This is a genomic window from Nocardia sp. JW2 (assembly GCF_051843015.1).
Classification (GTDB): Bacteria; Actinomycetota; Actinomycetes; order Mycobacteriales; family Mycobacteriaceae; genus Nocardia; species Nocardia coubleae.
This window is the reverse complement of record NZ_JBPXLK010000019.1, coordinates 18930-44413: the sequence shown is the minus strand read 5'-3', so window position 1 is coordinate 44413 and position 25484 is coordinate 18930. Positions and strand designations below refer to the sequence as shown.

The following is a 25484-nucleotide window of genomic DNA, read 5'->3' as shown; positions in this document are numbered from 1 at the left end:
CTATTGGAATTGCGAGACGGCCTGGGAATTCTGTTCGGCGGCGAAGATGAAGAATGTGCGGAGGGCTTCGTAGTTTTCGCGGAGGAATTCTCGGCAGAAATCGGTGTCCCAGATTTCGGGGTAGACGTCGTCGGCGTCCATGGCTGCCGGGTCGAAATGTCGTTCCAGGACGCTGTAGGGCGTGGCTGTGAGGGTGTGGGCGGCGGTGGTGATCTCGGCGGCTGTCCATATCTTGGTTGCGCCGTCACCGGCCCAGGGGTCGAGGTCGCCGAAGAGGTCGAGGTCGATGTTCGCGGCCTCGAGTAGGTAGCGCAGGCCGTCCCAGGCCTTGTCGATGTCGCCGGTCGGTTCGCCGGGGCGGTCGAGGTGGTCGATCAGGTCGAGGGCGGCTTCGGCATCGGCGGTGATGCGGGCGGCGTCGGCGTCGGAAATTCGGTGGAATGCGAGACCTGGTCCCATGGGGGCGAAGGTAGGAATGCGGACTTGGAGATACCTTTCGAGCCGCTTTTCATGGTCTCCGGGAGGCGAATTCGCGGCGTACCGTGGGTTGGGCCAGTCCACACGACACGGGGGTGTTCACGCACATGACTGATTCCGATCGCACGCTCATCGCTGTTCTGCTCGACCGTTCCGGTTCGATGCAGACGATCAAGGCCGATACCGAAGGTGGGTTGGCCGCGTATTTCGAGCAGCAGCGGGAGGTGCCGAAGCGGATCGAGGTGACCTTGGCGCAGTTCGACACCACCTACGAGGTGGTCTATTCGAATGTTCCGCTGGATCAGGTGCCCGCGCCGAATCTGCTGCCGCGTGGTGGGACCGCGCTGTACGACGCCGTCGGCAAACTCGTCACCAGCGTCGGCGAGGAACTCGCGGCCCGCCCCGAGCACGAGCGGCCCGGCACGGTGATCGTCGTCGTCCTCACCGACGGCCACGAGAACTCCAGCCGCGAATGGACCCATGCGGCGGTCAAGTCCCTCATCACCCAGCAGCAGGAGGTCTACAACTGGACCTTCGTCTTCCTCGGCGCCAACATGGACGCCGTCGAAGTAGGCTCCAACCTCGGCTTCGACCCTGGCTCCTCCATCACCTACGCCCCCGTCGCGGGCGGCGTCCGCGGCGCCTTCGACGCCCTCTCGGCCTACTCGGCCCGAGCCCAGGCCGCCCCCGCCGGAATGGCCCGCCGCGCCCGCTTCTCCGAGGACGAACGCCGCCGAGCGGGCACGGACAGCTGACCCGAAGGCGCTCCGGCTACTGCCAGCCGGGGCGGACGAGGCCGGATTCGTAGGCGAGGACTACGAGTTGGGTGCGGTCGCGGGCGGCGAGTTTGGTGAGGATGCGGCTCACGTGGGTGCGGGCGGTGGCGGGGCTGAGGTAGAGGCGGGCGGCGATTTCGGCGTTGGTGAGGCCCTCGGCTACCAGGGTGAGGACCTCGCGTTCGCGGTCGGTGAGGTCGGCGAAGGCGGGTGGGGGTGGTTGTTTGGCGTGGGTGGCGAATTCGGTGAGCAGGCGGCGGGTGACGCTGGGGGACAGGAGGGCCTCGCCCGCCGCGACGACCCGGACGGCGCGGAGCAGGTCGGCGGGTTCGGTGTGCTTCACCAGGAAACCCGCGGCACCGGCGCGGATCGCCTCGAAGACGTATTCGTCGATTTCGAAAGTGGTGAGCACGACGACGCGCACGTCGGCGAGCTGCGCGTCGTCGGCGATCATGCGGGTGGCGGCCAGCCCGTCGAGGACGGGCATGCGGATGTCCATCAGCACCACCGAGGGCACCAGCGCGCGGGTCATCCGCACGGCCTGCTCGCCGTTCTCGGCCTCGCCGACCACCTCGATGTCGTCCTGGGCATCGAGCAGTGCGACGAACCCGCCGCGCACCAGCGCCTGATCGTCGGCGACCAGCACCCGGATCATGTCTCTGCTCCGGCCGGCCGGGAGGGCAACCGCGCGGCCACCCGGAACCCGCCGGACGGCCGGGGTCCGGCGGTGAGCGCCCCGCCGAGCGCATGCGCCCGTTCCCGCATGCCGATGATCCCGTTCCCGCCGATCCCGCTGCGCACGGCGGTACCGGTCGGGCGGGTGTTGTCGACGGTGATGTCGACCGTTTCGGGCGTGTAGCGCAGGGTGATCATCGCCGTTGACCCCGGCGCGTGGCGCACCACATTGGTCAGCGATTCCTGGATGATCCTGGCGGCGGCCACGTCGATCACGCTCGGCAGCTTCTTGGGGGTGCCGATGACCTTGGTGTCGACGGGCAGACCGGTCGCCCTGGTCCGTTGCAACAGGGTGTCGAGGTCGTCGAGCGTCGGTGCCGGTGCACGCGGAGCGGGGGCCGGGACCGGCTCGGCCGCAGAGGGTTCGGGGTATTCGGGAGCGACGGGTGCGCCGCTGCGAATCGCGTGCAGCAGCGTATGCACCTCGGTCAGTGCTTCTTTGGAGGTGGTCTTGATCGTGGCCAGCGCGGCGGCGGCCTGCTGTGGTTTGCGGTCGAACAGTTCCAGCGCCACCGAGGACTGCACATTGATCAGCGAAAGACTGTGTGCCAGTACGTCATGCAACTCGCGGGCGATGGCGAGCCGTTCCTCGGACGCGGCCCGCGCCTGCTGTGCCTGTTCGTCGCGTTGCGCCGCCTCGGCCCGCTCCCGGCGCGCGAGCACCACCGTGCGCCGCTGACGTATTCCCTCGGCGATCCCGACCAGCACACCCAGCCAGGCCAGCAGGCCGAAAACCTGCCAGGCGTCGACATCGCGGCCGAGCAGGGCGGGCACCGGCCACACCATCGTCAGATAACCGACGACGACCAACGGGTAAGTGCGCCAGCGTGATCCGTGCACAGCAGCCGTGAGGAACGCGATGATGAGAGAAAGGAAGATCGGCCCGTACCCGTAGTCGCGCAGCACGTAGGACACGGCGGCGAGCAAGGCCACCACCAGCACCGGCTCGGGGAGCAACCGCCGGAAGCCGAGCGCGATCGGCCCGGCCAGCAGCAACAGGTACGCGAACGCATCGAGCGAACGCACCCCGGTCTGCTGCGCGTTCGCCCCGGAACTGCCTGCCAGCTGCACTATCGCGACCACCACCGCCAGCCCCCAGTCCCGGACGGCCGCGTCACGCTCCCACTTCGCTCCCACCCACGCAACCCTATTGCGTCACCCGGGCAGAAGCGTCGGCCTACGCACGTATTTTTCCCGCGCCCCCGTGTACATCGCGCGACGTAGGCCCGATCGAGCCGCGCGACGGATGTGCGGGCACCCCTTCGGCGCGGATCGTCTTTCGCATGAACGAATCAATCGTGGTCACCACCGGGCTGACCAAACGCTATGGCGAACACCTCGCGGTCGACGCGGTGAGTATGCAGGTCAGGACCGGGGAGATCTACGGTTTCCTCGGCCCCAACGGCGCGGGCAAGACGACGACCCTGCGCATGCTGACCGGCCTCGTGCGGCCGAGCGCGGGCACCGCGACGGTCCACGGCAGCGCTCCCGGCGACCCGGAGGTGCTGCGTAGAGTCGGTGTGCTGATCGAGGGCCCCGGCTTCTATCCGTACCTGTCGGGTCGCGACAACCTGCGCGTTCTCGCCCGCTATCGCGGACTCGGCGACCGGGAGGTCACCCAGGCGCTGGCCCGCGTCGACCTCATCACCCGCGCCGACGACCGCTTCCGCACCTATTCCCTCGGCATGAAGCAGCGCCTCGGTGTCGGCGCGGCCCTGCTCGGCGATCCCGATCTGCTCGTCCTCGACGAGCCGACCAACGGTCTCGACCCGGCCGGACTGGCCGAAATGCGTTCGCTCATCGTCGATCTCGCGGCAGACGGCCACACCGTGCTGCTGTCGAGTCATCAGCTCGCCGAGGTGCAGGAAATCTGCCACCGGGTCGGGGTGATCTCCGGTGGACGTCTGCTCGCCGAATCGACGGTCGCCGAATTGCGCGGCACCGCATCGCTGCTCGTCCGGGCCGAACCGGTGGACGTGGCGGTCGAGGCGGTCCGCGCGCTGTCCGACGCGCCGGTGCGGGCGAGCGCCGAGGGCATCCGGATAGAGACCACGGCCGCGATGGCGCCTGCAGTGGCGCGAGCTGTCGTGCAGGCGGGTGCGGACCTGCTCGAGCTGCGCGTCGACGAGAAATCCCTGGAAGAAGTCTTCTTCGAGCTGACGGAGGTCGCGAAATGACCAGCACGACAAGAGATCTCACGGCGAGTATCAGGGCGGAAGGTCTGCGTCTTCGGCGCTGGCCCGCCTTCTGGGTCGTGCTCGGCACATGGATCCTGCTGAATCTGACCTTCGCCTACCTGTTCAACTACCTGGCCTACCGCTCCGGGGAGAGCGGTTCCATGTCCGACGGCTTGCCGCGCGACGTGCTGCTCGGCCAGCTCGTGCCGGCCGCCGTGCCCGAAGTATTCACCCAGGGTATGGCCATGTTCGGTGGTGCGCTGATGCTTGTTCTCGGTGCGCTGGCGGTGGGCAGTGGGTACGGCTGGGGGACGTGGAAGACCGTGTTCACCCAGGGGCCGGGCCGGGTCGATGCGGTCGGTGGGCTGCTGCTGAGTCTGCTGGTGACAGTGGTAGTCCTGGTGTGTGCCGCGTTCGTCGTCGACCTCGGTGTCGCATCGCTCATCGCGGTGACGGAAGGTCAGCCGGTCACGTTGCCGGCGCTCGACCGATCCCTCCTCGGAATCCTCACCGGCACTGCCATTCTGAGTATGTGGACCGCAGCAGGCGCCTTCATCGGCGCCGTGGCCCGCGGCCCCGCTCTCGCTGTCGGGCTCGGCCTGATCTGGGTTCTCGTCGTCGAGAACCTGCTGCGCGGGGTCGCGGGGATATTCGGCCCCATCGAAGCGGTCACCGACCTCCTTCCCGGTACCGCCGCAGGTTCACTGGCAGGGGCGATGCGCACGGTGGACGGCCCGGGCACGCCGGGTGTCCTCGACATCCTGACCCGCGGCGAGTCCCTCGTCGTCCTCGCGGTCTACGTGACGATCTTCGCGACGGGAACCATCTGGCTCACCGCCCGCCGCGACCTCACCTGACCCCGATTCACGACCACCCGGCCGGGTTCGACGCCGTCTCCCTGGAGATTCCCGAATTCCGGTCGGGGAAGGTCCCGAACCGGTCGTTGTGCAGGTGGGCGAAGAAATAGCCCATCGGCCCACATTCGCCGTGGGATCGCACGGCCCCCGGATCGGCTACAGCCGCGCGGTAGTACTCGCGACCCAGCGCGACGATGAAGCCGCGGCGATAAAGGAACCCGTCGTCGGAGCCGCCGATCACCGCGTGGATATCGGCACGGTCGATGTCGTAGAGCGCGCGCTCGACCACGCGGTCCAGCGCGGTGAGCTCCTCGCTGGTGAAATCAGCACTGAGCGCGCGTAATGCGTCGAGGAACTCGTCGAGTCGCTCTTCGGTTCGTGGCGCACCGCAGGCACCCCAGGCGGATTCGATCATGGCCCAGAACCGGTCGACTTCGGTATCGGTAGGAAGTGTCCTCACCCGCGTGACGGTAGCCGTAGCCACCGACACATCGCGCCTACCCGGCCCCGAGTAGCCGGTGAGCGAGGACCGATAAACCTGCCGTGATCTGCTCCGGGGACAAGCCCCGTTCGCGCTGCTGAAGGTAGACCTCGGCCGCCACGGGGGCCAGGACGGTATCGATCAGCGAATCAGGCTGGGGGATACCGGCTTCGACGAGCAGGGCCCGGACATGCAGTGCCCAGAACCCGTAGGCGCCGGTGGCGAAGCGGGCACCGCCGGTCTCGGCGCCGAGCACCAGATGGGCATGGGCGCTGAGCAATTCGATCATGGCGGCATAGAACGCGGCGAGCCGCTCGGCGGGGGGCGCACCGGGGCCGAGTGGGGGTTCGCCGCGCAGGAGCTGTTCCTGGATGGCGCGTTCGTGTTCGTCGAGCAGGGCGACGGCGATGGCATTGCGGTCGGGGTAGCGGCGGTAGAGGGTGCCCCGGCCGACGCCCGCGGCCTTGGCGATGTCGTCCATGGTGACGGTGCGCGGGTCGCGGGTGGCGAAGAGGTCGGCCGCCGCGGCGAGCACTTTGGCGCGGTTGCGGGCTGCGTCGGTGCGTTCGGGTGGTGGTGCCGTGCCGGTGAGCAGGTCGGATCGAGGCTCCATGGGGTCGACTCTAACCGAGAAACGTAAATGTGGACAAGGTGTCCACTTGTGTTCTACCGTTGAGGTAAGCGGACACAACGTCCGGTTATCGAAAGGTTGGACCATGACCCACCTGCTGCATCTCGACGCCAGTGCCAGGAGCAATTCCCTCAGCCGCAGGCTCGGCGCGGAATTCGTGCGGGCCTGGCGTGCGGCAGCCCCCGAGGGCGACTACACCTACCGCGACCTCGCCACCGACCCCGCACCGTTCATCGACGAGGGCTGGACCGAGCTGTGCGATGCCGTCCTCGCGGCGGGCAGCACGGACCTCGATCGCCTGCCGGACCTCGCCGTCACCCCCGCCGCCCGCGCCGCGTGGCACACCCTCGAACCCCTGCTCGCGCAGTTGCTGGCCGCCGACGTGATCCTCATCGGCACCCCGATGTACAACTACTCCATCCCCGCCACGCTCAAGGCCTGGCTCGATCAGGTGACCTTCCCGCGTATGTCGCTGGGACACAGGCGCTTCGTCGTCGTCTCCGCACGCGGCGGCGCCTACTCACCCGGCACGCCGAAAGCCGCCTTCGACTATCAGGAGCGCTACCTGCGCGACTTCTTCGCGGGCCATTACGCCGTCACCGACACCGTTTTCGTCAATGCCGAACTCGCCAACGCGGTCTCGGACCCCAACCTCGCCCACCTGCGTACCGAGCACGAGGCCTCGCTCGACGCCGCCATCGCCGAAGTGCGCCTGCTCGCAAAGGATTACACGCGATGAACTGGATCGTGCTCGGCGTGGCGGGCCTGGTCGAAATCGCCTGGTCGCAGACCATCAAACCCACCGAGAACTTCACCAGACCCGGCCCGACGCTGCTGTGCATCGCGCTCGGCTCGCTGGCGGTCTACCTGCTCTCTCGCGCCATGCAGACCCTTCCGGTCGGGACGGCGTACGCGGTGTTCACCGGGATCGGCGCACTCGGGGCGATCGGTCTCGGCGTGCTCGTGCACAGGGACCCGCTCAGCGCGGGCCGGGTCTTCGCCCTGACGCTGATTCTCGGTGGCATCGTGCTCGCGCGCGTCACCAACCCCGAGTGACGCTGCGGCACACCCGATGCGGGCTCGGTGGGCAGTTGACCGGTAGGGTCGGCTGATGGACCAGCCAGTTCGCCCCCCGGACCTGTCCACTCGGCCCCACGAGCTCACCGTCGAGCGAGTCATGAAGGCCCAGCCGAGCCTGCTGTACGCGGCTTGGACCCAAGGCCTCGACCTGTGGCTGGCCGTCCCCGGATCGGTTCTGATGCGACCCGCCCTGAACGAGCCCCTCTATTTCGACACCGGCTCGGCCGAGAAGCGCAACCCGCACTACGGCCGCATCCTCACGCTCGAAGCGAACCGCCGCATCGAGTTCACCTGGGTCACCGCCGCGACCGAAGGGGTGGAGACCGTGGTCGCCGCCGAGTTCCTGAAACAACCACGCGGCATCAGGTTGCGGCTGCGGCACTCCGGTTTCCCCACCGTCGCCATCCGTGACCTGCATCAGCACGTGTGGCCGGAGAAGCTGGAACGCCTCGACGAAGTGACGAGTATCCCGGTCTGAGCTCACGTAGGTTCGGTATCGAACACACACTCTTGCTACCGAAAGGAACGTGATGGCGACTCGTAGCGCACGCACACTCTGGGCAGGCGGGCTGCAGGACGGCTCCGGGCAGGTCGAGCTGGTCAGCTCCGGCGTCGGCAAGTACGACGTGACCTTCCCCCGCCGCGCGGCCGACAACGCCGAGGGCACCAGCCCCGAAGAGCTCATCGCGGCCGCGCATTCGTCGTGCTACTCGATGGCGCTCTCGGCCGAGATCGCCAACGTCGGCGGCACGCCGGAGAGCCTCGACGTCACCGCCGACGTGACCCTCGGCCCCGACCCGGCGGGCGGTTTCCGGATCAGCAAGATCAAGCTGACCGTGCGCGCCGTCGCCTCGGGGATCGACGCCGAGGGCTTCTACACCGCGGCGACCGCGGCCAAGAACGGCTGCCCGGTGAGCAAGGCGCTCGCCGGTGTCGCCGAGGTGGAACTGGACGCCGAACTCATCTGAACACTCACCGCTGGGTGAACCAGCGGTGCGCCGCCGGGGTGTACATCGCCGGAATCGCGAGCACCACCGCGAGGATGTGCACCGCCCGGCAGGCGACGAGGACAGCCGAATCGGGCGCGAGCCCACCGAACAGGGCGCCGAAGTCGTCGGTGGACAGCAGCACCGCAAGCGGTTCGATGATGAGCGAGACCAACCCGATCATCCCGATACCGACGGTGAGCAGGGCGCGCGACACCCGGCTGCCGTTGGCCATGTGCATCGCGACCCCGAGCACCACCAGGTAGATGGCCAGCCGGGGGAGCAGGCCTGTTGCGGTGGCGCCGAATTCGGTCCCGCCGCGCACGGCGCGCAGCAGTCCCTCGGCGACCCCGGCGGCCAGCGCGGTGACCAGCCCGGCGAAGGCCACGCGCACCGCGCCCGGGCGGGCGGCGGAAACAGAGAAGGCAGTGTCGGTCATGATGCCGACACTGCCCTCTCGCGGTACTCACGAGGATCACCCCGAGGTAGCGACCTCGCGTGCTACCGGAGTGCTACGCGCGCTTGACCATTCGGTGAGCGCGGCGAACACCAGTCCCAAAGCCGCCCACAGGGTGGCGGTTTCGGCCAGCGACGCCACCCGGAACTGCCACAGCAGGGTCGCCGGGAAGTCGTCGGACACCTCGTTCACGCCCGGCAGCAGCACGTAACCGACCGTGGTGACCAGCACGAACGCGGCTACCGCGGCGAGGAGCCGGAACGAGTCGAGCTGCCCGGCCAGCGCACGATAGGCCGCGACGGCCGCCGCGACCGCGAGCAGGCCGAGCACGACGACGGCCACCCACAGCCAGGTGCGCTGATCGATGGTTTCCGGGTCGCCGACCGCCGGTGGATTGGCCGGGTACTTGAAGAACGGCACCGCGACGATCGCCACCCACGCGAGACCCGCTGCGGTCAGCGACAATCGGGGCCCGCTCAGCGTGGTGAAACGGCGAGCCACATTCACCACCGCGGCGAAGATCGCCCCGAACGCCATCCCGGCCATGGCGAGCGCGAGGAACTGACCCGCCTGCTGCCCCGACCGGCTGACCAGCGGTTCTTCGTCGTGCGCCTGGTCCTCGACCGCCCCGTGCGAATGTCCGCCGGAACCGGTCTCCTCGATGGCGATCGCCGCCTCGATATGGGGTTCGCCGATGAAATAGCCCACTGTCGCGGCCAGCAGACCGGCGATCAGACCGGCCAGCAGACCACGTAACAGCAGGGTTTTGAGGGATCCGGTCAGTGGCACGGGACACCGAGCAGGTGACGTCCGTCGTGCATCAGCTCGTGCAGGAACATCCCGCTACGCGAGACGGCCCCCTGATCGAAACCGACCAGGTACAGCGTGAGCAGTGCAAGAAGAACGACACCGGCCGTGACCAGCACGGTTGCCAGGGTGTCGAGGCCGGTAGACCGGCTGGGTGAATGTGCGATAGCCATTCGGGTCCTCCTCCGGGATGCGCGTCCCGCGATCGAAGCGATAGGCGAGGGTGCCGATGTCTGGCTGTCCGCACCGGAATCCGGCACGGAATACAGTGGCGCGACCGCTCCGGAATCTCACCGGATTACCGCGCACCCTCGCGTAATTTCCCTCGAACTGTGACAGCCGCTGCCGGCGTGCGTCAATACATCCAGGGGAAACGCCCGGATCAGGACTTCGCGGGCACGTCCAGCACGACCTCGAATTCGAGCAGCGACGCACCGGTCGACACCGGCTTGGGCCGCTCGCCGTCGGCACCGTGACCGGCATGCGCCGCGCGGGCCGGGCCGTCGCGCCACGCGGCGAACGACTCCTCCGAATCCCACTGGGTCACCACGAAGTACCGGTTGTCACCGGCGACCGGGCGCAGCAACTGGAAGCCGAGGAACCCGGGGGAGTTCTCCACCGCGTGGGCACGCGCGGCGAACCGCTTCTCCAGCTCCGGGCCCGCGCCCTCGGGAATCTCGATCGCATTGATCTTCACAACAGCCATGAGCTCAGTCTATGGCGGTCGACGCCAGGCCGGTCAGTCCAGATCAAGGTGACTGAAAGCGATGCTCGAGCTGGCACAATCGGCTGGGTGTTGTATGACGAAGGTGGGGTCGGGGCGCCGATTCTGCTGTTGCACGGGCTGATGGGAAGTGCGCGTACCTGGTCGGATCAGGTGCCGTGGTTGCGCGAGTCGGGGCATGTATACACCTTTGATGCCGCAGGTCACGGCCGTGTTCCGCCCGCCGAGCTCACCACCGAGGCGTTCGTCGCCGACCTCGCCGCGCACACGGCGGCGATCACCGAACCGATGATCGTGATCGGGCACTCGATGGGTGCGCTGCACGGGTGGGTGTTCGCGGCGACCCATCCCGAGCGGGTCCGCGCGATCGTCGTCGAGGACATCGCCCCGGACTTCACCGGCCGCACCGCCGCGCACTGGGCCGAACTCATCCACTCCTGGCCGCAACCCTTCCCCGACGAGCAGGCCGTGCTCGACTATTTCGGGCCGGTGGCCGGGCGGTACTTCCTGCGGGCGTTCACCGAGTCGGGCGGCTACCGGCTGCACGGCGAGGTGGACACCTTCCGCGCGATCTCCGAGGAATGGGGAACGCGCGACTTCTGGGACGAATGGAAATCACTGCGCGTGCCCGCCTTGCTCATCGAGGGCGAGCACACCATCACCCCCGCGGGGCAGATGCGGACGATGGCCGAGGTGCATCCGGACGCGGAGTACGTGCGAGTCCCCGGGGCCGGGCACCTGATTCACGATGAGCGGCCCGAGGAATACCGCGCGCACGTCGAACGGTTTCTGGCGCGGTTCTGAGTGCCGGGTTTGTCGAACGATTCCGGCACGGTTCCGATCGGCACGCCCGCCGCTGGTCGAAAGGTTTCTGGCACGGTTCCGAGCGGCACGCCTGCGCCTGGTCGAACAGCTCCGCCGCGGGTCCGGAGATCAGGCTCCCTCGCCGGCCAGGGCGAACAGGCCGTCCTCGGTCTGCTCGACGAGGCCGTCGACCAGCAGAGAATCCAGGGCGCGGGCGCGCTGACCCGGGTCACGCGTCCAGGCCATGTCCAGCCGCACCCGCTCGACCGGCCCCGACGCATCACGCAACACGTCGAGCAGCCTGCCGCGCGCCTGTCGATCGGTGCCCTCGTACTTCTGCACCTTGCGCACCACCTCGGACGCCGGCCTGCCCGCGTCGACCCAGGCGCAGCGCGGCAGCGGGCAGTTGCCGCAGTCGGGGTTGCGGGCCGTGCAGACCAGCGCACCCAGTTCCATCAGCGCCGCCGAGAACTTCGCGGCCCGCGGCACCGAGATCGGCAGCAGCGCCTCGGTTTCGGCGAGATCGCGCGAGGACGGATTACCGGGTTCACGGCCGTGCACCGCTCGCGCCACCACGCGGCGAACATTGGTGTCCACCACCGGAACTCGCTGCCCGTACGCGAAACACGCCACCGCGCGGGCGGTGTAGGCGCCGATACCCGGCAGGCTCAGCAGGATGTCGACATCGGCCGGAACCACGTCGCCGTGCTCGGCGGCCAGCACCCGCGCGCACTCGTGCAACCGCAGTGCCCGGCGCGGATAACCGAGCTTGCCCCACGCCCGCAGCACCTCGGCCTGTGACGACGCCGCCATCGCCGAGGGCACCGGCCAGCGCGCCACCCACTCACGCCAGATCGGCTCCACCCGCACCACGGGTGTCTGCTGCAGCATGATCTCGCTCATCAGGATGTGCCAGGCGGTCGCCTCCGGCCGCCGCCACGGCAGGTCACGCGCCCGCTCGGTGAACCAATCCAGCAGGACCTCGGCGTCGATACTCACTGTTTCCGTTCCATCTCTGCCAGGCCGACTTTGCCGAGGCGTAACAGCGCAGACTCGCTGGTAACCGATAGCGTGTGCACAATGGTCGGTATGCCTGGTTCTAATCCGATAAGTGCCTGGAAGTCGCTGCGCGAGGGCAACGAGCGCTTCGTCAACGACACTCTGCTGCATCCTAGCCAGGGCGCGGCAGACCGGGCCAAGCTCGTGAACGGACAGCGACCGCACGCCATCCTCTTCGGCTGCGGCGATTCACGCGTAGCCGCCGAACTGATCTTCGACCAGGGCCTCGGCGACATGTTCGTGGTGCGTACCGCGGGCCACGTCGTCGACTCCTCGGTGCTCGGCTCGATCGAATACGGCGTCGAGGTGCTCAATGTGCCGCTGATCGTGGTCCTCGGCCACGACAGCTGCGGCGCGGTGAAGGCCACGATCGACGCGCTCGACGGCGGCGCCGTCCCCGGCGGCTTCATCCGCAGCGTGGTCGAGAAGGTGTCACCCTCGATCCTGCTCGGCCGCCGCGAAGGGCTCACGACGGTCGACGAACTCGAGGCCCGGCACGTGGTGGAGACCAGCAAGCTGCTCATGGAACGTTCGATGATCATCTCCCAGCGCGTCGCCACTGGTCAGTGCGCCATCGCGAGCGTCACCTACCAGTTGTCGGACGGTCGCGCGCACCTGCGCCGGGTGGTCGGCAATATCGGCGAGACGGTCTGAATCGGGCGGTACGCGCCCGACACGCCGAGGTCATCGAGCGCGCCCTCGCGCGCTGCGCTTACCTTTGAAGCGTGCTGGAACCGAATGGACCGCTGCCACCGGAGATCTACTGGCGTCGTCGCGCGCTCGCCATCGGCGTCATCGTCGTCGCGCTCGCGATCGTGGTCTGGCTGGTCACGATGGTGGCGCGCGGTGGTGATTCGTCCGGTTCGGGCGCGGCCGCGTCCTCGACGACGGTCGCGAGCACGTCCCAGACCAGCAGCGCGACCAGTAGCGCGGCGGCAAGCAGCTCGGTGACCAGCACATCGGCGCCGGCATCGTCGACCACGTCCGCCGCGCCCGAGCCCGCGGCCCAGCCGTGTAGCGATCAGTCGCTGGCGCTGAAGGTGACGGTCAACCAGCCGACCTACCGGGTGGGTGACCAGCCGGGCTTCGGCACCGTCATCACCAATATCTCCACGGCCGCGTGCTCGCGCGATCTCGGCGCGGGCCCGCAGTTCCTCGTCTACACCCTCGACGGGCAGCGCAGGCTGTGGGCGAGCAACGACTGCACCCCGGACGGGCCGCCGGAGGTGAAGACCCTGAAGGCGGGCGAACAGCTGTCGTACAAGGGCACCTGGTTCGGCACCACCTCCCAGCCACAATGCGCGGGGGAGCGCTTGCCGGTCCCGGCGGGCGCGTACATGGTTGTCGCACAACTCGGTTCCATCCGCAGCGCGGCCGAACCGTTCAACCTGGCCGACTGAATACCGCCCGACCGGGCATTATGCGGATGCGCTGTAAATCACATGTCCAAGATGGCTGATTTGCAGAATTCGCAGGACGGGCGGCCGTGTCAACGGCTGTTACCGCCGAAATGCGGAATTCGACCGGAAAGCGCGGTTTGCCGGAGTTATTCCACGGTCACCGGCTCGCGGGGTGCCCGGGATTTGCGGAGTTCGGCCAAACGCAGCGCCGAACGCAGGTCGCCGACCTCGTGGATGCGCATCGAACCGACCTTGGCCTTCTCCGAACCCGGCGGAACCAGGGCGGTGGTGAAGCCCAATCGCTCGGCCTCGGCCAGGCGCCGACCGAGCCCGGTGATCTTGCGGACCTCGCCCGCCAGACCGACCTCGCCGAGGATCACCCAGCCCGCGGGCAGGGCGATATCGGCCTCGGCGCTGGCGATGGCCAGGGCGATGGCGAGGTCGGCGGTCGGCTCGACCAGGCGCATGCCGCCGACCGTCGCCGCGTACACGTCGTGCTTGCCGAGGAACACGCGTCCACGGCTCTGCAGCACCGCGAGCACCATGGCCACCCGGTTGTAGTCCAGGCCGCTCACCGCGCGCCGCGGCTGGGGGATCTCGGTCTTCACCGTGAGCCCCTGCACCTCGGCGACCAGCGGGCGTTTGCCGTCCATCGCGACCGTCACCGCTGTGCCGGGCACGGCATCGGTGCGGTGATGCAGGAACAGGCCGGACGGATCGTCGACGCAGGCGATGCCGTCCTCGTGCAGTTCGAAACAGCCCACTTCGTCGGCGCTGCCGAAGCGGTTCTTGATGCCGCGCACCATGCGCAGGGAGGAGTTCTTGTCGCCCTCGAACTGCAGCACCACGTCCACCAGGTGCTCGAGCGTGCGCGGACCGGCCACATTGCCGTCCTTGGTGACGTGCCCGACCAGCAGCACCGCGATCCCGCTCGCCTTGGCCAGCGAGGTGAGCGCCGCCGTCACCGCGCGTACCTGGGTGACACCGCCGATCACGCCGTCGACCTCGGGGGCGAGCATCGTCTGCACCGAGTCGACGACCAGCAGCGTCGGACGCACCTGCTCCACGTGCCCGAGCACGATCGACAGATCCGATTCGGCCGCGAGATACACCCGGTCGTGCACGGCGCCGGTCCGGTCGGCACGCAGGCGCACCTGACCCGCCGACTCCTCCGCCGTCACATACAGCGCGGTCTCGTCGCGCTGGGCGGCCCACCGGAACGCGACCTCGAGCAGCAGGGTCGACTTGCCGACGCCCGGTTCACCCGACAGCAGCACCACCGATCCCGGCACCACCCCACCGCCGAGCACCCGGTCGAGCTCGCTCACCCCCGTCGACCTGGCCTGGGTGACCTTCGCATCGATCTGCGACAGCGGCGCCGCCGCCGTGCTCGGCAACATGGCCCTGCGCCCCGGCGCCGCCGCGGAGGCCGAAACCGCCACCTCGTTCACGGTGCCCCACGCACCGCAATCAGGACATTTGCCAACCCATTTCGACACCTCGTGCGAACACGAGGTGCAACGGAAAACAGCTTTGGTCTTGGCCACACGCGCACCCTACGGACCGGGTCCGACAACAAGAAAAGCCGCCGCGAAAGTTCGCGACGGCTTTTCTCGACAGCTGGTCTCAGTGACCGCCGCCCGCGCCCTCGGGCGCCGGGCCGGACTTCTCGTTCTCGACGCGCTCGGACGTGGCGGCGTCGACCGGAACGGCCACCTGCACGGTGCCCGCGTCCTTGAAGTTGAAGGTGACCGTGTAGGTCAGGCCGGGGGTGATGTTCTCCGTGAGGCCGGTGATCTCGATGCTTGCCGGCTCGGCGGCGGCATCGCTCGCGCTCGAGTTACCGCCACCCGGCGCCGTGGTCGGTGCCGCGGTGGTGGTGGGCGCGGCCGTGGTGGTGCCGTGGTGATCGCCGGTCTCGGCCGCGGCGGTGACGCTCGGCGGGCCGACCAGCACGGTCTCCTGCGGCTTCAGCTCGAACTTGCCGCCGGCCGGGCCGGTGATCTTGATCGGGCCGAGGTCGGTGCTCACGCTGGTGAGCTCGTCGGTGACGGTCTCGCTGCCGTTGATGATCGACAGGGCGAGGACGGCCTTGCCGCCCTTCTGGTGCTCCGCCGCCGCCTCGGGGTACACGATGTGCACGTTGCGCAGGGAGATGTCGCCGACATCGGCGTGGTTGCCGTTGATCGCGGCGGCCTGCGACGAGGTCTGGGTGTGCTGGCCGGCACTGCAGCCGGTCAGGGCGATGCCCGCGGCAGCGGCGAGCGCGGCAACCGTCACCATGCGACGTCGCGCCGACGGGGCGGTCACAGCTTTCAGGGCAGTCACGGTTTGTCCTCCATGTCGACCGGGCTCACTCCGTTCCACACGGGGACCGGAGGGTAGTAACTAGGCAGCGTAGTAGTTCGCTTCGCGCGCGTGGCGTCGGGGCTCGCGACGCGCGGGTACGGAAGTAACAGTTCGGTGTCCCGGACGTGGTTGCCACGTCGATGCCCGACGGCCGAAGTGCGAATACCGGTCGTTGTGCTGGTGGTTAACCTGTTCTGGCGCAACACAATGCACAACAATTCTTGATTGTCAACCCCTGGGATGTCCTCGTTGTGGCCCTGACCTGCACAGTTGATCGCGCCGTTACCGAGTCGCATGTTAAACTGTGAACATCGAAAGGGGCACGGGACACATGATTTTTAAGGTCGGAGACACCGTCGTTTACCCCCACCACGGAGCGGCGCTGATCGAAGCAATCGAGACCCGCACCATCAAGGGTGTGCAGAAAGAGTATCTGGTCCTGAAGGTCGCGCAAGGCGACCTGACCGTTCGCGTTCCCGCAGAAAACGCCGAATACGTCGGCGTGCGCGACGTCGTCGGCCAGGAAGGTCTCGACCGCGTCTTCCAGGTGCTACGCGCGCCACACACGGAGGAGCCGACCAACTGGTCCCGCCGTTACAAGGCCAACCTCGAGAAGCTCGCCTCCGGCGACGTGAACAAGGTGGCCGAGGTCGTCCGCGACCTGTGGCGTCGTGAGCAGGATCGCGGCCTGTCCGCCGGTGAGAAGCGGATGCTGGCCAAGGCTCGTCAGATCCTCGTCGGTGAGCTCGCGCTCGCCGAGGGCACCGACGACGGCAAGGCCGAATCGCTGCTCGACGAGGTCCTCGCCGCGGCCTCGTAGTGTGCGACCTGTCGTAGCACTGGTTCCTGCCGCCGGTCGTGGCGTGCGCCTGGGTGAACCCACCCCGAAGGCGTTCGTCCCGGTCGGCGGTATACCTATGGTCCGGCTGGCCGTCGATGGGCTGATCGCGTCCGGTGCTGTGCACCGGGTGGTCGTGGTCGTGCCCGCCGAACTGGTCGACGCCGCGTCCGCCTTGCTGTCCACCACTTCGCTGACCGGCGGTTCGATGCCCCCTGTGCCGGTGCAGGTCGTCGTCGGCGGCGCCGAGCGCACGGATTCGGTGCGCGCGGGCATCGCGGCCGCACCCGACGCCGGGTACTACCTCGTGCACGACGCCGCCCGCGCGCTCACCCCACCCGAGCTCATCGCGCGCGTCGCCACCGAACTGCAGGCAGGCAGCCCGGCCGTCGTGCCCGCCCTGCCCGTCGTCGACACCGTGAAATCGGTCGACGACGCGGGCGTCGTCACCGGCACCCCCGACCGCGCCCACCTGCGCGCCATCCAGACTCCCCAGGGCTTCGACGCCGAGTTGCTGCGCCGCGCCTACGCCACCGACGTCGGCGCGACCGACGACGCGGGCCTGGTCGAACGCCTCGGCGTCGCCGTGCACACCGTCGCGGGCGACCCACTGGCCTTCAAGATCACCACGCCACTCGACCTGACCCTCGCCGAAGCCGTCCTCTCGGTCGGCGGCTCCGCGCAGCTCGGTCACTCCGCCGTCCGGACCGAGGTCGCTGGATGAGAGTCGGCATCGGGAGCGACGTACACCCCATCGAACCCGGTCGTCCTTGCTGGATGGCCGGGCTGCTGTTTCCCGACGCCGATGGCTGCGCGGGCCACTCCGACGGTGATGTCGCCGTGCACGCGCTGTGCGACGCACTGCTCTCCGCCGCCGGCCTGGGCGACGTGGGCGCCGTCTTCGGCGTCGGCCGCCCCGAATGGGCCGGAGTCACCGGCGCCGCCATGCTCACCGAAGTCCGCAGACTCCTCGCCGACGACGGCTATTCCGTCGTCAATGCCGCCGTGCAGGTCATCGGCAATCGCCCGAAGATCGGCCCGCGCCGCGCCGAAGCGCAAAAAGTACTCGGCGAATTACTCGACGCACCGGTTTCGGTATCCGGGACCACCACCGACGGGCTCGGATTGACCGGGCGCGGTGAGGGTGTCGCCGCCATCGCGACCTGCCTGCTGGAGTGTTCGCAGCCCTGACGGGCCACCCCACCCGACCGCCGCACCGTCGCCGCCCGGAATCGCGGCGAGCCACGAACCGGCCGGTCAACCCCACTCTCATCCCACCGACTAGGATCGAATGCCGTGACCTTGCGCCTTTTTGACACCGACACGCGGACCATGCGGGAATTCACCCCGCTGGTCCCCGGCCGTGCCTCGGTGTATCTGTGTGGTGCCACCGTGCAGGGTCAGCCCCATATCGGGCATGTGCGCAGCGGCGTCGCCTTCGACGTGCTGCGTCGCTGGCTGCTGGCACACGACTACGACGTGCGGTTCATCCGCAATGTCACCGATATCGACGACAAGATCCTGAACAAAGCCGCCGAGGCGGGCAGGCCGTGGTGGGAATGGGCGGCCACGCACGAGCGCGCGTTCGATTCCGCCTACGAAACCCTCGGTGTGCTGCCGCCGTCGGCCGAGCCGCGTGCCACCGGGCACATCACCCAGATGGTCGCCCTGATGGAGCGGCTGATCGAGCGCGGGCACGCCTACGCCGCCGAGGGCGATGTGTATTTCGATGTGGTGAGCTGGCCGAATTACGGTGAACTCTCCGGCCACAAACTCGACGACGTGCACCAGGGCGAAACTCCCACCCGCGGCAAACGCGACCCCCGCGATTTCACCCTCTGGAAGGCCGCCAAACCGGGCGAGCCGAGCTGGCCTTCGCCGTGGGGTCCCGGTCGCCCCGGCTGGCACCTGGAATGCTCCGCGATGGCCGAGTTCTATCTCGGCCCCGAATTCGATATTCATTGCGGCGGAATGGATTTGATCTTCCCGCACCACGAGAACGAGATCGCCCAGTCGAAGGCGGCAGGCGACGGTTTCGCGCGTTACTGGCTGCACAACGGCTGGGTGACGATGGGCGGGGAGAAAATGTCGAAGTCGCTCGGCAATGTGCTCTCGGTGCCGAATGTGCTCACCCGGGTGCGGCCGGTGGAATTGCGTTTCTATCTCGGCAGCGCGCATTACCGTTCGATGCTCGAATACTCCGACAAGGCACTCGACGACGCTGTTGCTTCCTATCAGCGCATCGAGGCTTTCGTGCGGCGGGTGCACGATCGGGCCGGTGCGGTGCCGGTCGGCAAATGGACCGACGCGTTCGCCGCCGCGCTCGACGACGATCTGGCGATTCCCAAGGCGCTCGCCGAGATCCACCACGTGGTGCACGAGGGCAATCGCGCCATGGAATCGGGTGCGCTCGATACGGCGGCCGAACTGGCCGGGCAGGTGCGGGCGATGCTCGGCATCCTCGGCGTCGACCCGTTCGACGAACACTGGTACACCCCCGCCGACAATTCGGCGGCGCTCGACGCGCTCGACGTGCTGGTCCGCTCGGAGCTGGATCGCCGGGCGAGCGCGCGAGCGGACAAGAACTGGGCAGAAGCCGATGCCGCACGGGATCGGCTCATCGCGGCGGGTATCGAAGTCACCGATACCCCGCAGGGGCCGGAATGGTCGCTGGGCGCAGCTAGCGGAAAGGCGAACTGATGGCAGGCAATTCACAGCGACGCGGAGCGATCAGGAAGGGCGGCACCAAGAAGGGTGCTGTCGTCGGTTCCGGCGGCAGGCGCCGTCGCGGCCTCGAAGGGCGCGGCGCGACCCCGCCCGCGGTCGAACGCACCAAGCACCCCGCCGCCAAGCGCGCGGCCGCCGCGGCCAAAGCCAAAGCGGCACAGGGTCGTCCGACCGGCAAGTCCGGTGTGCCGCGCGCCGGTCGCAAATCCGACGACGGTCCCGAGCTGGTGCTCGGCCGCAACCCGGTGCTCGAGTGCCTGCGCGCCGATGTGCCCGCGACCGCGCTCTACGTGGCGGTCGGCACCGAGAACGACGACCGCCTCACCGAGAGCGTGCAGCGCGCCGCCGACCTCGGCATCTCCATCCTCGAGGTGCCACGCACCGACCTGGACCGGTTGAGCGCCAACGGCTTGCACCAGGGTGTGGCACTGCAGGTGCCGCCGTACCGGTACGCCCACCCCGACGATCTGATGGACCGGGTGAAGTCGACCGCCGAGCCCGCACTGCTCGTCGCCCTCGACAACATCACCGACCCGCGCAACCTCGGCGCGGTCATCCGCTCGGTGGCCGCGTTCGGCGGTCAGGGTGTGGTGATCCCGCAGCGTCGCAGCGCGGCCGTCACCGCGGTGGCGTGGCGGACGAGTGCGGGCGCGGCGGCACGCCTGCCCGTCGCCCGGGCAACCAACCTGACCCGCACGCTGAAGGACTGGGCTGCGCAGGGCATTCAGATCGTCGGCCTCGACGCCGATGGCGACACGACCCTCGACGATTTCGACGGCAGCGTGCCGACTGTGGTCGTCGTCGGCTCCGAGGGCAAGGGCCTGTCGCGCCTGGTCCGCGAGACCTGCGACTCGATCCTGAGCATCCCGATGGCGGGGCCGGTCGAGTCGTTGAACGCTTCCGTGGCTGCTGGTGTGGTGTTGGCTGATATCGCCCGGCAGCGTCGACTGGGCTGAGTTCGGCGTCTGCACGCCACGTCGGCGGCCTAGTTGTGGTTTGCTGACGCTGAATCGTGGTCGCACGCCGTAGAATTCACGGGGTGGCGATCCCTAATCAACCGATCGGCCCGACGGTCGAGCACCCGCAGGCGAACATGATTCTCGTGCTCGGGCTGCTCAGCCCGTTCTGCTGCGGGATCTTCGGGCCGGTCGCGTGGACGCTCGGGAAGCGGGCACTCAACGAGATCGACGCTTCCTACGGTGGGCTCAGTGGGCGTCATCAGGTGCTGATCGGGTACATCGGCGGGATCATCGGCACGATTCTGATGATCTGTTTCGCGTTGCTGTACCTGGCCGGGTCCTGCAACGGGAACTTTTGAGCTAGTCGAGGCTAGGGCGTTCCCCGGGAGCGTCCCAGGCGGGCCACTCGTCGTTGACGCTGCCCGACCAGTTCGGCTGACGACGTTCCTTGAAGGCCGTCATCGCCTCGCCGCCGTCGACGCTCTTGGCCACGTGCGCGTTGAGCTCGGATTCGAGCTGTCCGACCACGGCGGGGGTCATGCCGAGGCTTTCCCAGATGAGCCGCTTGGTGAGGGCCACGGGCAGCGGCGCGGGGCCACCGGCGATGTCCTCGGCGACGGCAAGCGCGGTCGGCAGCACCTCGGCGGCGGGCAGGCTGGCATTGGCCAGCCCCATCGACTTGGCTTCGTCACCGTCGAAGGTGCGGCCGGTGAGCATGATGTCGGCGGCGTTGGCGAGCCCGGCCAGGCGGGGCACGGTCCAGTGCGCGTAGCCGTCGGCGAGCACACCGCGCCGGACCTGGCTCAGGCCGTACACGGCGTCGTCGGCGAAATAGCGCAGATCGCACTGCAAGGCGAGCGCGAGCCCGATGCCGACGGCGTGCCCGTTCACGGCGGCGATCACCGGTTTGCGCACCTGCCACGGTGACGGGTCGAGCGTCGCGCTCGCCCCGCCCGCACCGGCCGACAGGTCGGCACCGGCGCAGAAGGCGGGTGGGGTGCCGGTGATGACGACGGCGCGGATGGCGTCGTCGGTGTCGCAGCGGCGAAGGGCCGCCCCGAGTTCGGCCGTCATGGTCGCCGTGACGGCGTTGCGCTGGGCAGGACGGTTGAGCGTGAGCACCGCGACGCCCGCGCGGACATCGACCAGCAGTTCCGAACTCATGGGATCGAATGGTACTAGCGGCCGACCAGATGTCTGCCGATCGCGTATTTGTGGACCTCGGTCGGCCCGTCGTAGAGCCGGAAGGCGCGCATGTCGCGGAACAGCATTTCCACCACGGTCTCGTCGCTGATCCCGATCCCGCCGAGCACCTGCACACACCGGTCGGTGACTTTGAACAGTTCCTCGGAGACATACGACTTGGCCATCGACGATTCGTGCCTGGCCTGCTGCCCCTGGTCCATCAGCCAGCAGGTGTGCCAGATGGTCAGCCTGCACTGGTGCAGCGCGATCTCGTTGTCCGCCAACATGAACGACACCCCTTCGTGCTGCCCGATGGGCTTGCCGAAGGCGGTGCGGGTGCGCGCGTGGTCGAGGGCGATGCTCTGCGCGCGTTCGGCGGCGCCGAGCCAGCGCATGCAGTGCGTGAGCCGGGCGGGGGCCAGGCGCAACTGGGCGTAGCGCAGGGCTTGACCGGTGCGGCCGAGCACCGCGCTCGGCGGCAGCGTCAGGTTTTCGAACCGGACCACCGCGTGCCCGCCCACGTAGTTGCGGTCCATCGTGTTCATGATCCGCTCGATGACGATGCCCGGCGTGTCGGCCTCGGTGAGGAACAGCGTCGGCCCGGCGGGCAGGTGCGGGTTCTCGGCCAGGTCGGCCATGATGATCCAGGTCGCGGCGCCGTCGGCACCTGTGATGAGCCACTTCTGCCCGTCGATCACGAAGTTCTCGCCGTCGAAGACGGCCCGCGTGCTGAGTTGCCCGGGGTCCGAACCGGCCCCGCCCGGTTCGGTCATGGCGAACACCGAGCGCCGTTCCCCGCGGATCATCGGCATCAGATGCTGGTCGATCTGTTCGGGGTCGGCGATCTTGCCGAGCAGGTACATGTTGCCCTCGTCGGGCGCCGCGCAGTTCATCGCGACAGGCCCGAGCGTGGACCACCCGGCCGCTTCGTACACCAGCGCCTGCTCCACGTGGCCGAGCCCGAGCCCGCCGTACTCGACGGGCGCCTGCACTGTGAGCAGCTTCTCGGCCCGTGCCAGCTCGACCAGTTCGGCCCGCAACTCGTCGGTTGGCCCGTGCGCGGTGAGCCGCGGATCGCGTTCGAACGGCACGATCCGGTCGACGACGAACGCGCGCACCCGATCGCGCAGGGCGGCCAGATCCTCCGGCACCGAGAAATCGATCATGGATGAATCATCGCGCTGCCGTGCGCGGCCCGTGGCGATTTCAGCGCACGGGCGCGAGCTTGCGCTGCCGGTGTCCGACGACCCGGCACACCAGGTAGATGGTGAACGAGATGCCGGTGACGAAGGTCGACACCGGCACGCCGGGCGCCAGCGACAGTAGCAGCCCGCCGACGGCGGCGACCTCGGCGAAGATCACCGAGAGGACGGTGGCCCGCAACGGACTCGACGTCACCTGCGCGGCAGCGGCGGCCGGGGTGATGAGCAGGGCGAGCACCAGCAGCGCGCCGACGATCTGCACGCCGAACGCGGCGGTGATGCCCAGCAGCACCGCGAACACCACCGACAGCGCCCGCACCGGCACACCGCGCGCCACGGCGACCTCGGGATCGGCGCTGGCGAACAGCAGCGGCCGGTACACCACGGCGAGCACGGCCAGCACGGCGGCGGTGCAGGTGAGCAGCAGGGCGAGCCCGTCGTAGCCGACGCTGGCGACCTGCCCGGTGAGCAGCGAGAACTTCGATCCGGCGCGGTCGGGGGACAGCCACAGGAACAGCACCGACAGGCCGAGCCCGAACGAGAGCACCACCGCGATCACCGAATCACGTTCGCGCGCACGCGAACCCAACCAGCCGAACAGCACGGCCGCGACCACCGAACCGGCGATGGCACCGAACCCGACACCCACACCGACGAGCAGCGCCGCCGCCGCACCGGTGAGCGACAGTTCGCTCGTCCCGTGCACCGCGAACGACATCTGTCTGGCGACGATGAGCGGCCCGATCAGCCCGGCGAGCAGGCCGAGCAGGGCGGCGGCGAGCAGCGCCTGCTGCACGAAGTCGTAGCCGAGCAGGTTCGCGGTGGTGCCGATGTCGAACATCGACGTGAGCACTTTGGTGAGCTTGTCCATCAGGCCAGGGCGTCCATATCGTCACCGGTGCCGACGACCACGAGCCGCCCGCGCACCCGCAGTACCTCCACCTCGGTCCCGTAGAGCTCCGAGAGGGTCTGCGAGGTCATCACCTCGTCGGGTGTGCCGATCCGGAACTCGCCGTCGACCAGGTACAGCACCCGGTCGACCAGCGGCAGGATCGGATTGAGCTCGTGGGTCACGAACAGCACGGCGGTGTCGTGTTCGCGCCGGCGCTTGTCGATCAGCTCGGCCACGAGACGCTGGTTGGCCATGTCGAGGCTGAGCAGGGGTTCGTCGCACAGCAGTACCGAGGGATCACCGACGAGCGCCTGGGCCACCCGCAACCGCTGCTGCTCGCCGCCCGACAGCGACTCGAGCGGGGCATGCGCGAACTTCTGCGCGCCGACCGCGGCGATGGCGGCCTCGACCTGCTCGGCCCGTTCCCGGCGTTTGCGCCAACCGAGCCCCCAGCGGTGTCCGTCCACGCCGAGCCCGACCAGATCCACGCCACGCAACAGCACCCCGGCGTCGATCGTCTTCTGCTGCGGGATGTACCCGATGCCCGGATTGCCCACCCCGGCTCGCCGCCCGGCGATCTCCGCGCTGCCCGCGGTGAGCCCGAGCGTGCCGAGCAGCACTCGTAACAGCGAGGTCTTACCGGACCCGTTCGGGCCGAGCACCGCGATGAACTCACCGGGCGAAACCTCGAGATCGAGGTCGCTCCACAGAGTGCGTTCGCCGAACGACATCGTGGCCGTGCGCAACCGGATCGCCGGATCCGGCTGCGCACCTGCCACGCCTGCGGCAGACGCGCCGGTCGTGCCGGGCGCCGACAGGGCGGTTGCGTCGGTCATGAGGTCCTCGATCGGGTTCGAGCGTCAGCGCAGAGCCGCGGCCAGCGCCTTGGCATTGGCCGTCTGCCACTGCACGTAGTCGACACCCTCGGGCAGTGTCTCGGTCACCTCGACCACCGACACACCGGCAGCCTGTGCGGCCGTGCGCAGGTCCTGGGTGATCTTGTCCTGGGTCTGGGTGTTGTAGATCAGCGCCTTGACCTGCTTGCCGGTGATGAGGTCGCGGGTGGCGGCGACGGCGGCCGGGGACGGGTCGGTCTCCTGCTCGATCGCTTCCTGGAATTCGTGCGGAGTCTTGTCCTGGGCCTTGGCGGCCAGCAGCAGGTAGTGCGCCAGCGGCTCGGACTGGGCGACGGCCGCGTTCGGCGTCTGCGCCGCGATGGCGCCGGTGATGGTGCTGATGCCCATCAGCTGGTTCTTGAAGGCGACGGCACGCTCGGTGTAGGCGTCCTTGTGCGGCGCGTCGATCTCGCCGAGTTCGGCGGCGATGCGGTCGGCGACGGCGGCGACGGTGGTGACGTCGTACCAGACGTGCTCGTTCTCGTCGCTCTTGTCGGTGCGCTCCTCGAACGCCTCGACGGTCCGCTTGCCCTTACCGGAGATGGCTTGCTCGATGAACTCGTCGTAGTGGCCGCCGTTGAACACCACCAGCTCGGCATCGCTGATCTTCGCGGTATCGCTCGCGGAGGTCTCGAACGAATGCGGGTCGGCGGCCGGATCGGTGATGATGGCGCTGACCTGGGCATCCGGCCCGGCGACCGCGCTCGCGACCGAGCCCCACACATCGGTGGAGGCCACGATCGAGGGAGTGCCGGATTCCTCGGAGCCCCCGCCGCAGGCCGTCAGGACGGCGGCGACCGCCACTGCCGCCGTGAGACCGGCACACGCACGGGCGATTCGACTGTTCACGCGGGACTCCTGGGGCAAACCACGACCGGACCACACACGGTTGTGCGTCAGATCATAATGGAAATCGTTACCGTTTTAGATTAGCAGCAATGATGCCGGCCCGTGAACGTGGCCACCGGACTGCCGTCCCTGTCTC

Annotated in this window: 33 protein-coding genes; 16 read left to right on the top strand and 17 right to left on the bottom strand. The window is 68.6% G+C overall.

Going from position 1 to position 25484, the window contains the following annotated elements; genetic code table 11:
* On the bottom strand, nucleotides 1-459 hold the full coding sequence (locus ACSVDM_RS23120) for a DUF1877 family protein (protein WP_439267784.1): 459 nt from the start codon (nucleotides 457-459) through the stop codon (nucleotides 1-3).
* A gap of 125 nt (nucleotides 460-584) precedes the next feature.
* Between ACSVDM_RS23120 and ACSVDM_RS23115 the strand changes: the two genes are divergently transcribed.
* Nucleotides 585-1232: a vWA domain-containing protein gene (locus ACSVDM_RS23115; RefSeq protein WP_439267782.1), complete on the top strand. Its 648-nt coding sequence runs from the start codon at nucleotides 585-587 to the stop codon at nucleotides 1230-1232.
* A gap of 16 nt (nucleotides 1233-1248) precedes the next feature.
* On the opposite strand, the gene ACSVDM_RS23110 is transcribed toward ACSVDM_RS23115, so the two are convergent.
* Nucleotides 1249-1908, bottom strand: a complete 660-nt coding sequence (locus ACSVDM_RS23110; protein ID WP_439267780.1) for a response regulator transcription factor — start codon at nucleotides 1906-1908, stop codon at nucleotides 1249-1251.
* Nucleotides 1905-3125 carry a sensor histidine kinase gene (locus ACSVDM_RS23105; RefSeq protein WP_439267778.1) on the bottom strand — a complete coding sequence of 407 codons (1221 nt, stop codon included), beginning with the start codon at nucleotides 3123-3125 and terminating at the stop codon, nucleotides 1905-1907. The genes ACSVDM_RS23110 and ACSVDM_RS23105 overlap by 4 nt, the downstream gene beginning before the upstream one ends.
* A gap of 146 nt (nucleotides 3126-3271) precedes the next feature.
* On the opposite strand from ACSVDM_RS23105, the gene ACSVDM_RS23100 reads away from it, so the two are divergent.
* Both ACSVDM_RS23100 and ACSVDM_RS23095 read left to right on the top strand, forming a co-directional pair.
* Nucleotides 3272-4165, top strand: coding sequence for an ABC transporter ATP-binding protein (locus tag ACSVDM_RS23100; protein ID WP_439267776.1), 894 nt, complete (start codon nucleotides 3272-3274; stop codon nucleotides 4163-4165).
* The gene (locus ACSVDM_RS23095) at nucleotides 4162-5022 is read left to right on the top strand and encodes an ABC transporter permease (RefSeq protein WP_439267774.1); all 861 of its coding nucleotides are present in this window, start codon (nucleotides 4162-4164) and stop codon (nucleotides 5020-5022) included. The genes ACSVDM_RS23100 and ACSVDM_RS23095 overlap by 4 nt, the downstream gene beginning before the upstream one ends.
* A 7-nt stretch (nucleotides 5023-5029) precedes the next feature.
* Here the strand turns inward: ACSVDM_RS23095 and ACSVDM_RS23090 are convergent, their stop codons facing one another.
* Both ACSVDM_RS23090 and ACSVDM_RS23085 read right to left on the bottom strand, forming a co-directional pair.
* Entirely contained in the window at nucleotides 5030-5482 is a 453-nt protein-coding gene (locus ACSVDM_RS23090; RefSeq protein WP_439267772.1) for a DUF4240 domain-containing protein, read from the bottom strand.
* 37 nt (nucleotides 5483-5519) lie between these two features.
* On the bottom strand, nucleotides 5520-6116 hold the full coding sequence (locus ACSVDM_RS23085) for a TetR/AcrR family transcriptional regulator (protein ID WP_067640585.1): 597 nt from the start codon (nucleotides 6114-6116) through the stop codon (nucleotides 5520-5522).
* Nucleotides 6117-6219: 103 nt separating this feature from the next.
* Between ACSVDM_RS23085 and ACSVDM_RS23080 the strand changes: the two genes are divergently transcribed.
* Genes ACSVDM_RS23080 through ACSVDM_RS23065 form a run of 4 tightly spaced genes read left to right on the top strand, consistent with a single transcriptional unit; the run spans nucleotide 6220 to nucleotide 8182 of the window.
* Entirely contained in the window at nucleotides 6220-6873 is a 654-nt protein-coding gene (locus ACSVDM_RS23080) for an FMN-dependent NADH-azoreductase (protein WP_439267770.1), read from the top strand.
* Nucleotides 6870-7190: a DMT family transporter gene (locus tag ACSVDM_RS23075; RefSeq protein ID WP_439267768.1), complete on the top strand. Its 321-nt coding sequence runs from the start codon at nucleotides 6870-6872 to the stop codon at nucleotides 7188-7190. The genes ACSVDM_RS23080 and ACSVDM_RS23075 overlap by 4 nt, the downstream gene beginning before the upstream one ends.
* Nucleotides 7191-7245: 55 nt before the next feature.
* Nucleotides 7246-7692: an SRPBCC family protein gene (locus ACSVDM_RS23070; protein WP_439267766.1), complete on the top strand. Its 447-nt coding sequence runs from the start codon at nucleotides 7246-7248 to the stop codon at nucleotides 7690-7692.
* A 52-nt stretch (nucleotides 7693-7744) separates the two neighbouring features.
* Nucleotides 7745-8182, top strand: coding sequence for an OsmC family peroxiredoxin (locus tag ACSVDM_RS23065; RefSeq protein ID WP_067495675.1), 438 nt, complete (start codon nucleotides 7745-7747; stop codon nucleotides 8180-8182).
* 4 nt (nucleotides 8183-8186) lie between these two features.
* Here the strand turns inward: ACSVDM_RS23065 and ACSVDM_RS23060 are convergent, their stop codons facing one another.
* The 4 genes from ACSVDM_RS23060 to ACSVDM_RS23045 all read right to left on the bottom strand — a co-directional run bounded on the left by ACSVDM_RS23060 (nucleotide 8187) and on the right by ACSVDM_RS23045 (nucleotide 10170).
* Nucleotides 8187-8639 carry a hypothetical protein gene (locus ACSVDM_RS23060; RefSeq protein WP_439267764.1) on the bottom strand — a complete coding sequence of 151 codons (453 nt, stop codon included), beginning with the start codon at nucleotides 8637-8639 and terminating at the stop codon, nucleotides 8187-8189.
* A gap of 36 nt (nucleotides 8640-8675) precedes the next feature.
* The gene (locus ACSVDM_RS23055) at nucleotides 8676-9446 is read right to left on the bottom strand and encodes a CbtA family protein (RefSeq protein ID WP_439267762.1); all 771 of its coding nucleotides are present in this window, start codon (nucleotides 9444-9446) and stop codon (nucleotides 8676-8678) included.
* Nucleotides 9437-9637 (bottom strand): CbtB domain-containing protein, encoded by a 201-nt coding sequence (locus tag ACSVDM_RS23050; RefSeq protein ID WP_067977397.1) that lies wholly within the window; start codon nucleotides 9635-9637, stop codon nucleotides 9437-9439. The genes ACSVDM_RS23055 and ACSVDM_RS23050 overlap by 10 nt, the downstream gene beginning before the upstream one ends.
* A gap of 209 nt (nucleotides 9638-9846) precedes the next feature.
* Complete coding sequence (locus ACSVDM_RS23045; protein ID WP_067495664.1) at nucleotides 9847-10170, bottom strand: antibiotic biosynthesis monooxygenase family protein; 324 nt, start codon at nucleotides 10168-10170, stop codon at nucleotides 9847-9849.
* A gap of 87 nt (nucleotides 10171-10257) precedes the next feature.
* On the opposite strand from ACSVDM_RS23045, the gene ACSVDM_RS23040 reads away from it, so the two are divergent.
* Complete coding sequence (locus ACSVDM_RS23040) at nucleotides 10258-10992, top strand: alpha/beta fold hydrolase (protein ID WP_439267759.1); 735 nt, start codon at nucleotides 10258-10260, stop codon at nucleotides 10990-10992.
* Nucleotides 10993-11121: 129 nt separating this feature from the next.
* On the opposite strand, the gene ACSVDM_RS23035 is transcribed toward ACSVDM_RS23040, so the two are convergent.
* Nucleotides 11122-11991, bottom strand: coding sequence for an A/G-specific adenine glycosylase (locus ACSVDM_RS23035; protein WP_439267757.1), 870 nt, complete (start codon nucleotides 11989-11991; stop codon nucleotides 11122-11124).
* Between the two features lie 90 nt (nucleotides 11992-12081).
* Here ACSVDM_RS23035 and ACSVDM_RS23030 point away from each other — a divergent pair, with 90 nt between their 5' ends.
* Nucleotides 12082-12705, top strand: a complete 624-nt coding sequence (locus ACSVDM_RS23030) for a carbonic anhydrase (RefSeq protein ID WP_439267755.1) — start codon at nucleotides 12082-12084, stop codon at nucleotides 12703-12705.
* A gap of 71 nt (nucleotides 12706-12776) precedes the next feature.
* Nucleotides 12777-13451, top strand: coding sequence for a hypothetical protein (locus ACSVDM_RS23025; RefSeq protein ID WP_439267753.1), 675 nt, complete (start codon nucleotides 12777-12779; stop codon nucleotides 13449-13451).
* A 146-nt stretch (nucleotides 13452-13597) separates the two neighbouring features.
* On the opposite strand, the gene radA is transcribed toward ACSVDM_RS23025, so the two are convergent.
* Complete coding sequence (gene radA, locus ACSVDM_RS23020) at nucleotides 13598-14998, bottom strand: DNA repair protein RadA (protein WP_439267751.1); 1401 nt, start codon at nucleotides 14996-14998, stop codon at nucleotides 13598-13600.
* A 79-nt stretch (nucleotides 14999-15077) separates the two neighbouring features.
* Complete coding sequence (locus tag ACSVDM_RS23015) at nucleotides 15078-15779, bottom strand: hypothetical protein (protein ID WP_356987522.1); 702 nt, start codon at nucleotides 15777-15779, stop codon at nucleotides 15078-15080.
* A gap of 352 nt (nucleotides 15780-16131) precedes the next feature.
* Between ACSVDM_RS23015 and carD the strand changes: the two genes are divergently transcribed.
* The 6 genes from carD to ACSVDM_RS22985 all read left to right on the top strand — a co-directional run bounded on the left by carD (nucleotide 16132) and on the right by ACSVDM_RS22985 (nucleotide 20683).
* Entirely contained in the window at nucleotides 16132-16620 is a 489-nt protein-coding gene (carD, locus tag ACSVDM_RS23010) for an RNA polymerase-binding transcription factor CarD (protein WP_019044685.1), read from the top strand.
* A 1-nt stretch (nucleotide 16621) separates the two neighbouring features.
* Nucleotides 16622-17362: a 2-C-methyl-D-erythritol 4-phosphate cytidylyltransferase gene (ispD, locus tag ACSVDM_RS23005; RefSeq protein WP_439267748.1), complete on the top strand. Its 741-nt coding sequence runs from the start codon at nucleotides 16622-16624 to the stop codon at nucleotides 17360-17362.
* Nucleotides 17359-17829 (top strand): 2-C-methyl-D-erythritol 2,4-cyclodiphosphate synthase, encoded by a 471-nt coding sequence (gene ispF / locus ACSVDM_RS23000; RefSeq protein WP_067640611.1) that lies wholly within the window; start codon nucleotides 17359-17361, stop codon nucleotides 17827-17829. The genes ispD and ispF overlap by 4 nt, the downstream gene beginning before the upstream one ends.
* Nucleotides 17830-17934: 105 nt before the next feature.
* Entirely contained in the window at nucleotides 17935-19338 is a 1404-nt protein-coding gene (cysS, locus tag ACSVDM_RS22995; protein ID WP_067495651.1) for a cysteine--tRNA ligase, read from the top strand.
* Nucleotides 19338-20321, top strand: a complete 984-nt coding sequence (gene rlmB / locus ACSVDM_RS22990; RefSeq protein WP_439267746.1) for a 23S rRNA (guanosine(2251)-2'-O)-methyltransferase RlmB — start codon at nucleotides 19338-19340, stop codon at nucleotides 20319-20321. The genes cysS and rlmB overlap by 1 nt, the downstream gene beginning before the upstream one ends.
* Nucleotides 20322-20404: 83 nt before the next feature.
* Nucleotides 20405-20683 (top strand): hypothetical protein, encoded by a 279-nt coding sequence (locus ACSVDM_RS22985; protein WP_067495645.1) that lies wholly within the window; start codon nucleotides 20405-20407, stop codon nucleotides 20681-20683.
* Between the two features lies 1 nt (nucleotide 20684).
* Here the strand turns inward: ACSVDM_RS22985 and ACSVDM_RS22980 are convergent, their stop codons facing one another.
* From ACSVDM_RS22980 to ACSVDM_RS22960, 5 genes are all read right to left on the bottom strand, one after another.
* Entirely contained in the window at nucleotides 20685-21488 is an 804-nt protein-coding gene (locus tag ACSVDM_RS22980) for an enoyl-CoA hydratase/isomerase family protein (RefSeq protein WP_439267744.1), read from the bottom strand.
* Between the two features lie 14 nt (nucleotides 21489-21502).
* On the bottom strand, nucleotides 21503-22675 hold the full coding sequence (locus ACSVDM_RS22975; RefSeq protein ID WP_439267742.1) for an acyl-CoA dehydrogenase family protein: 1173 nt from the start codon (nucleotides 22673-22675) through the stop codon (nucleotides 21503-21505).
* 40 nt (nucleotides 22676-22715) lie between these two features.
* Nucleotides 22716-23582: a metal ABC transporter permease gene (locus ACSVDM_RS22970; protein WP_133733942.1), complete on the bottom strand. Its 867-nt coding sequence runs from the start codon at nucleotides 23580-23582 to the stop codon at nucleotides 22716-22718.
* Nucleotides 23582-24334 carry a metal ABC transporter ATP-binding protein gene (locus tag ACSVDM_RS22965; protein WP_439267874.1) on the bottom strand — a complete coding sequence of 251 codons (753 nt, stop codon included), beginning with the start codon at nucleotides 24332-24334 and terminating at the stop codon, nucleotides 23582-23584. The genes ACSVDM_RS22970 and ACSVDM_RS22965 overlap by 1 nt, the downstream gene beginning before the upstream one ends.
* A gap of 129 nt (nucleotides 24335-24463) precedes the next feature.
* On the bottom strand, nucleotides 24464-25348 hold the full coding sequence (locus ACSVDM_RS22960) for a metal ABC transporter solute-binding protein, Zn/Mn family (RefSeq protein WP_439267740.1): 885 nt from the start codon (nucleotides 25346-25348) through the stop codon (nucleotides 24464-24466).
* Nucleotides 25349-25484: the final 136 nt, after the last annotated feature.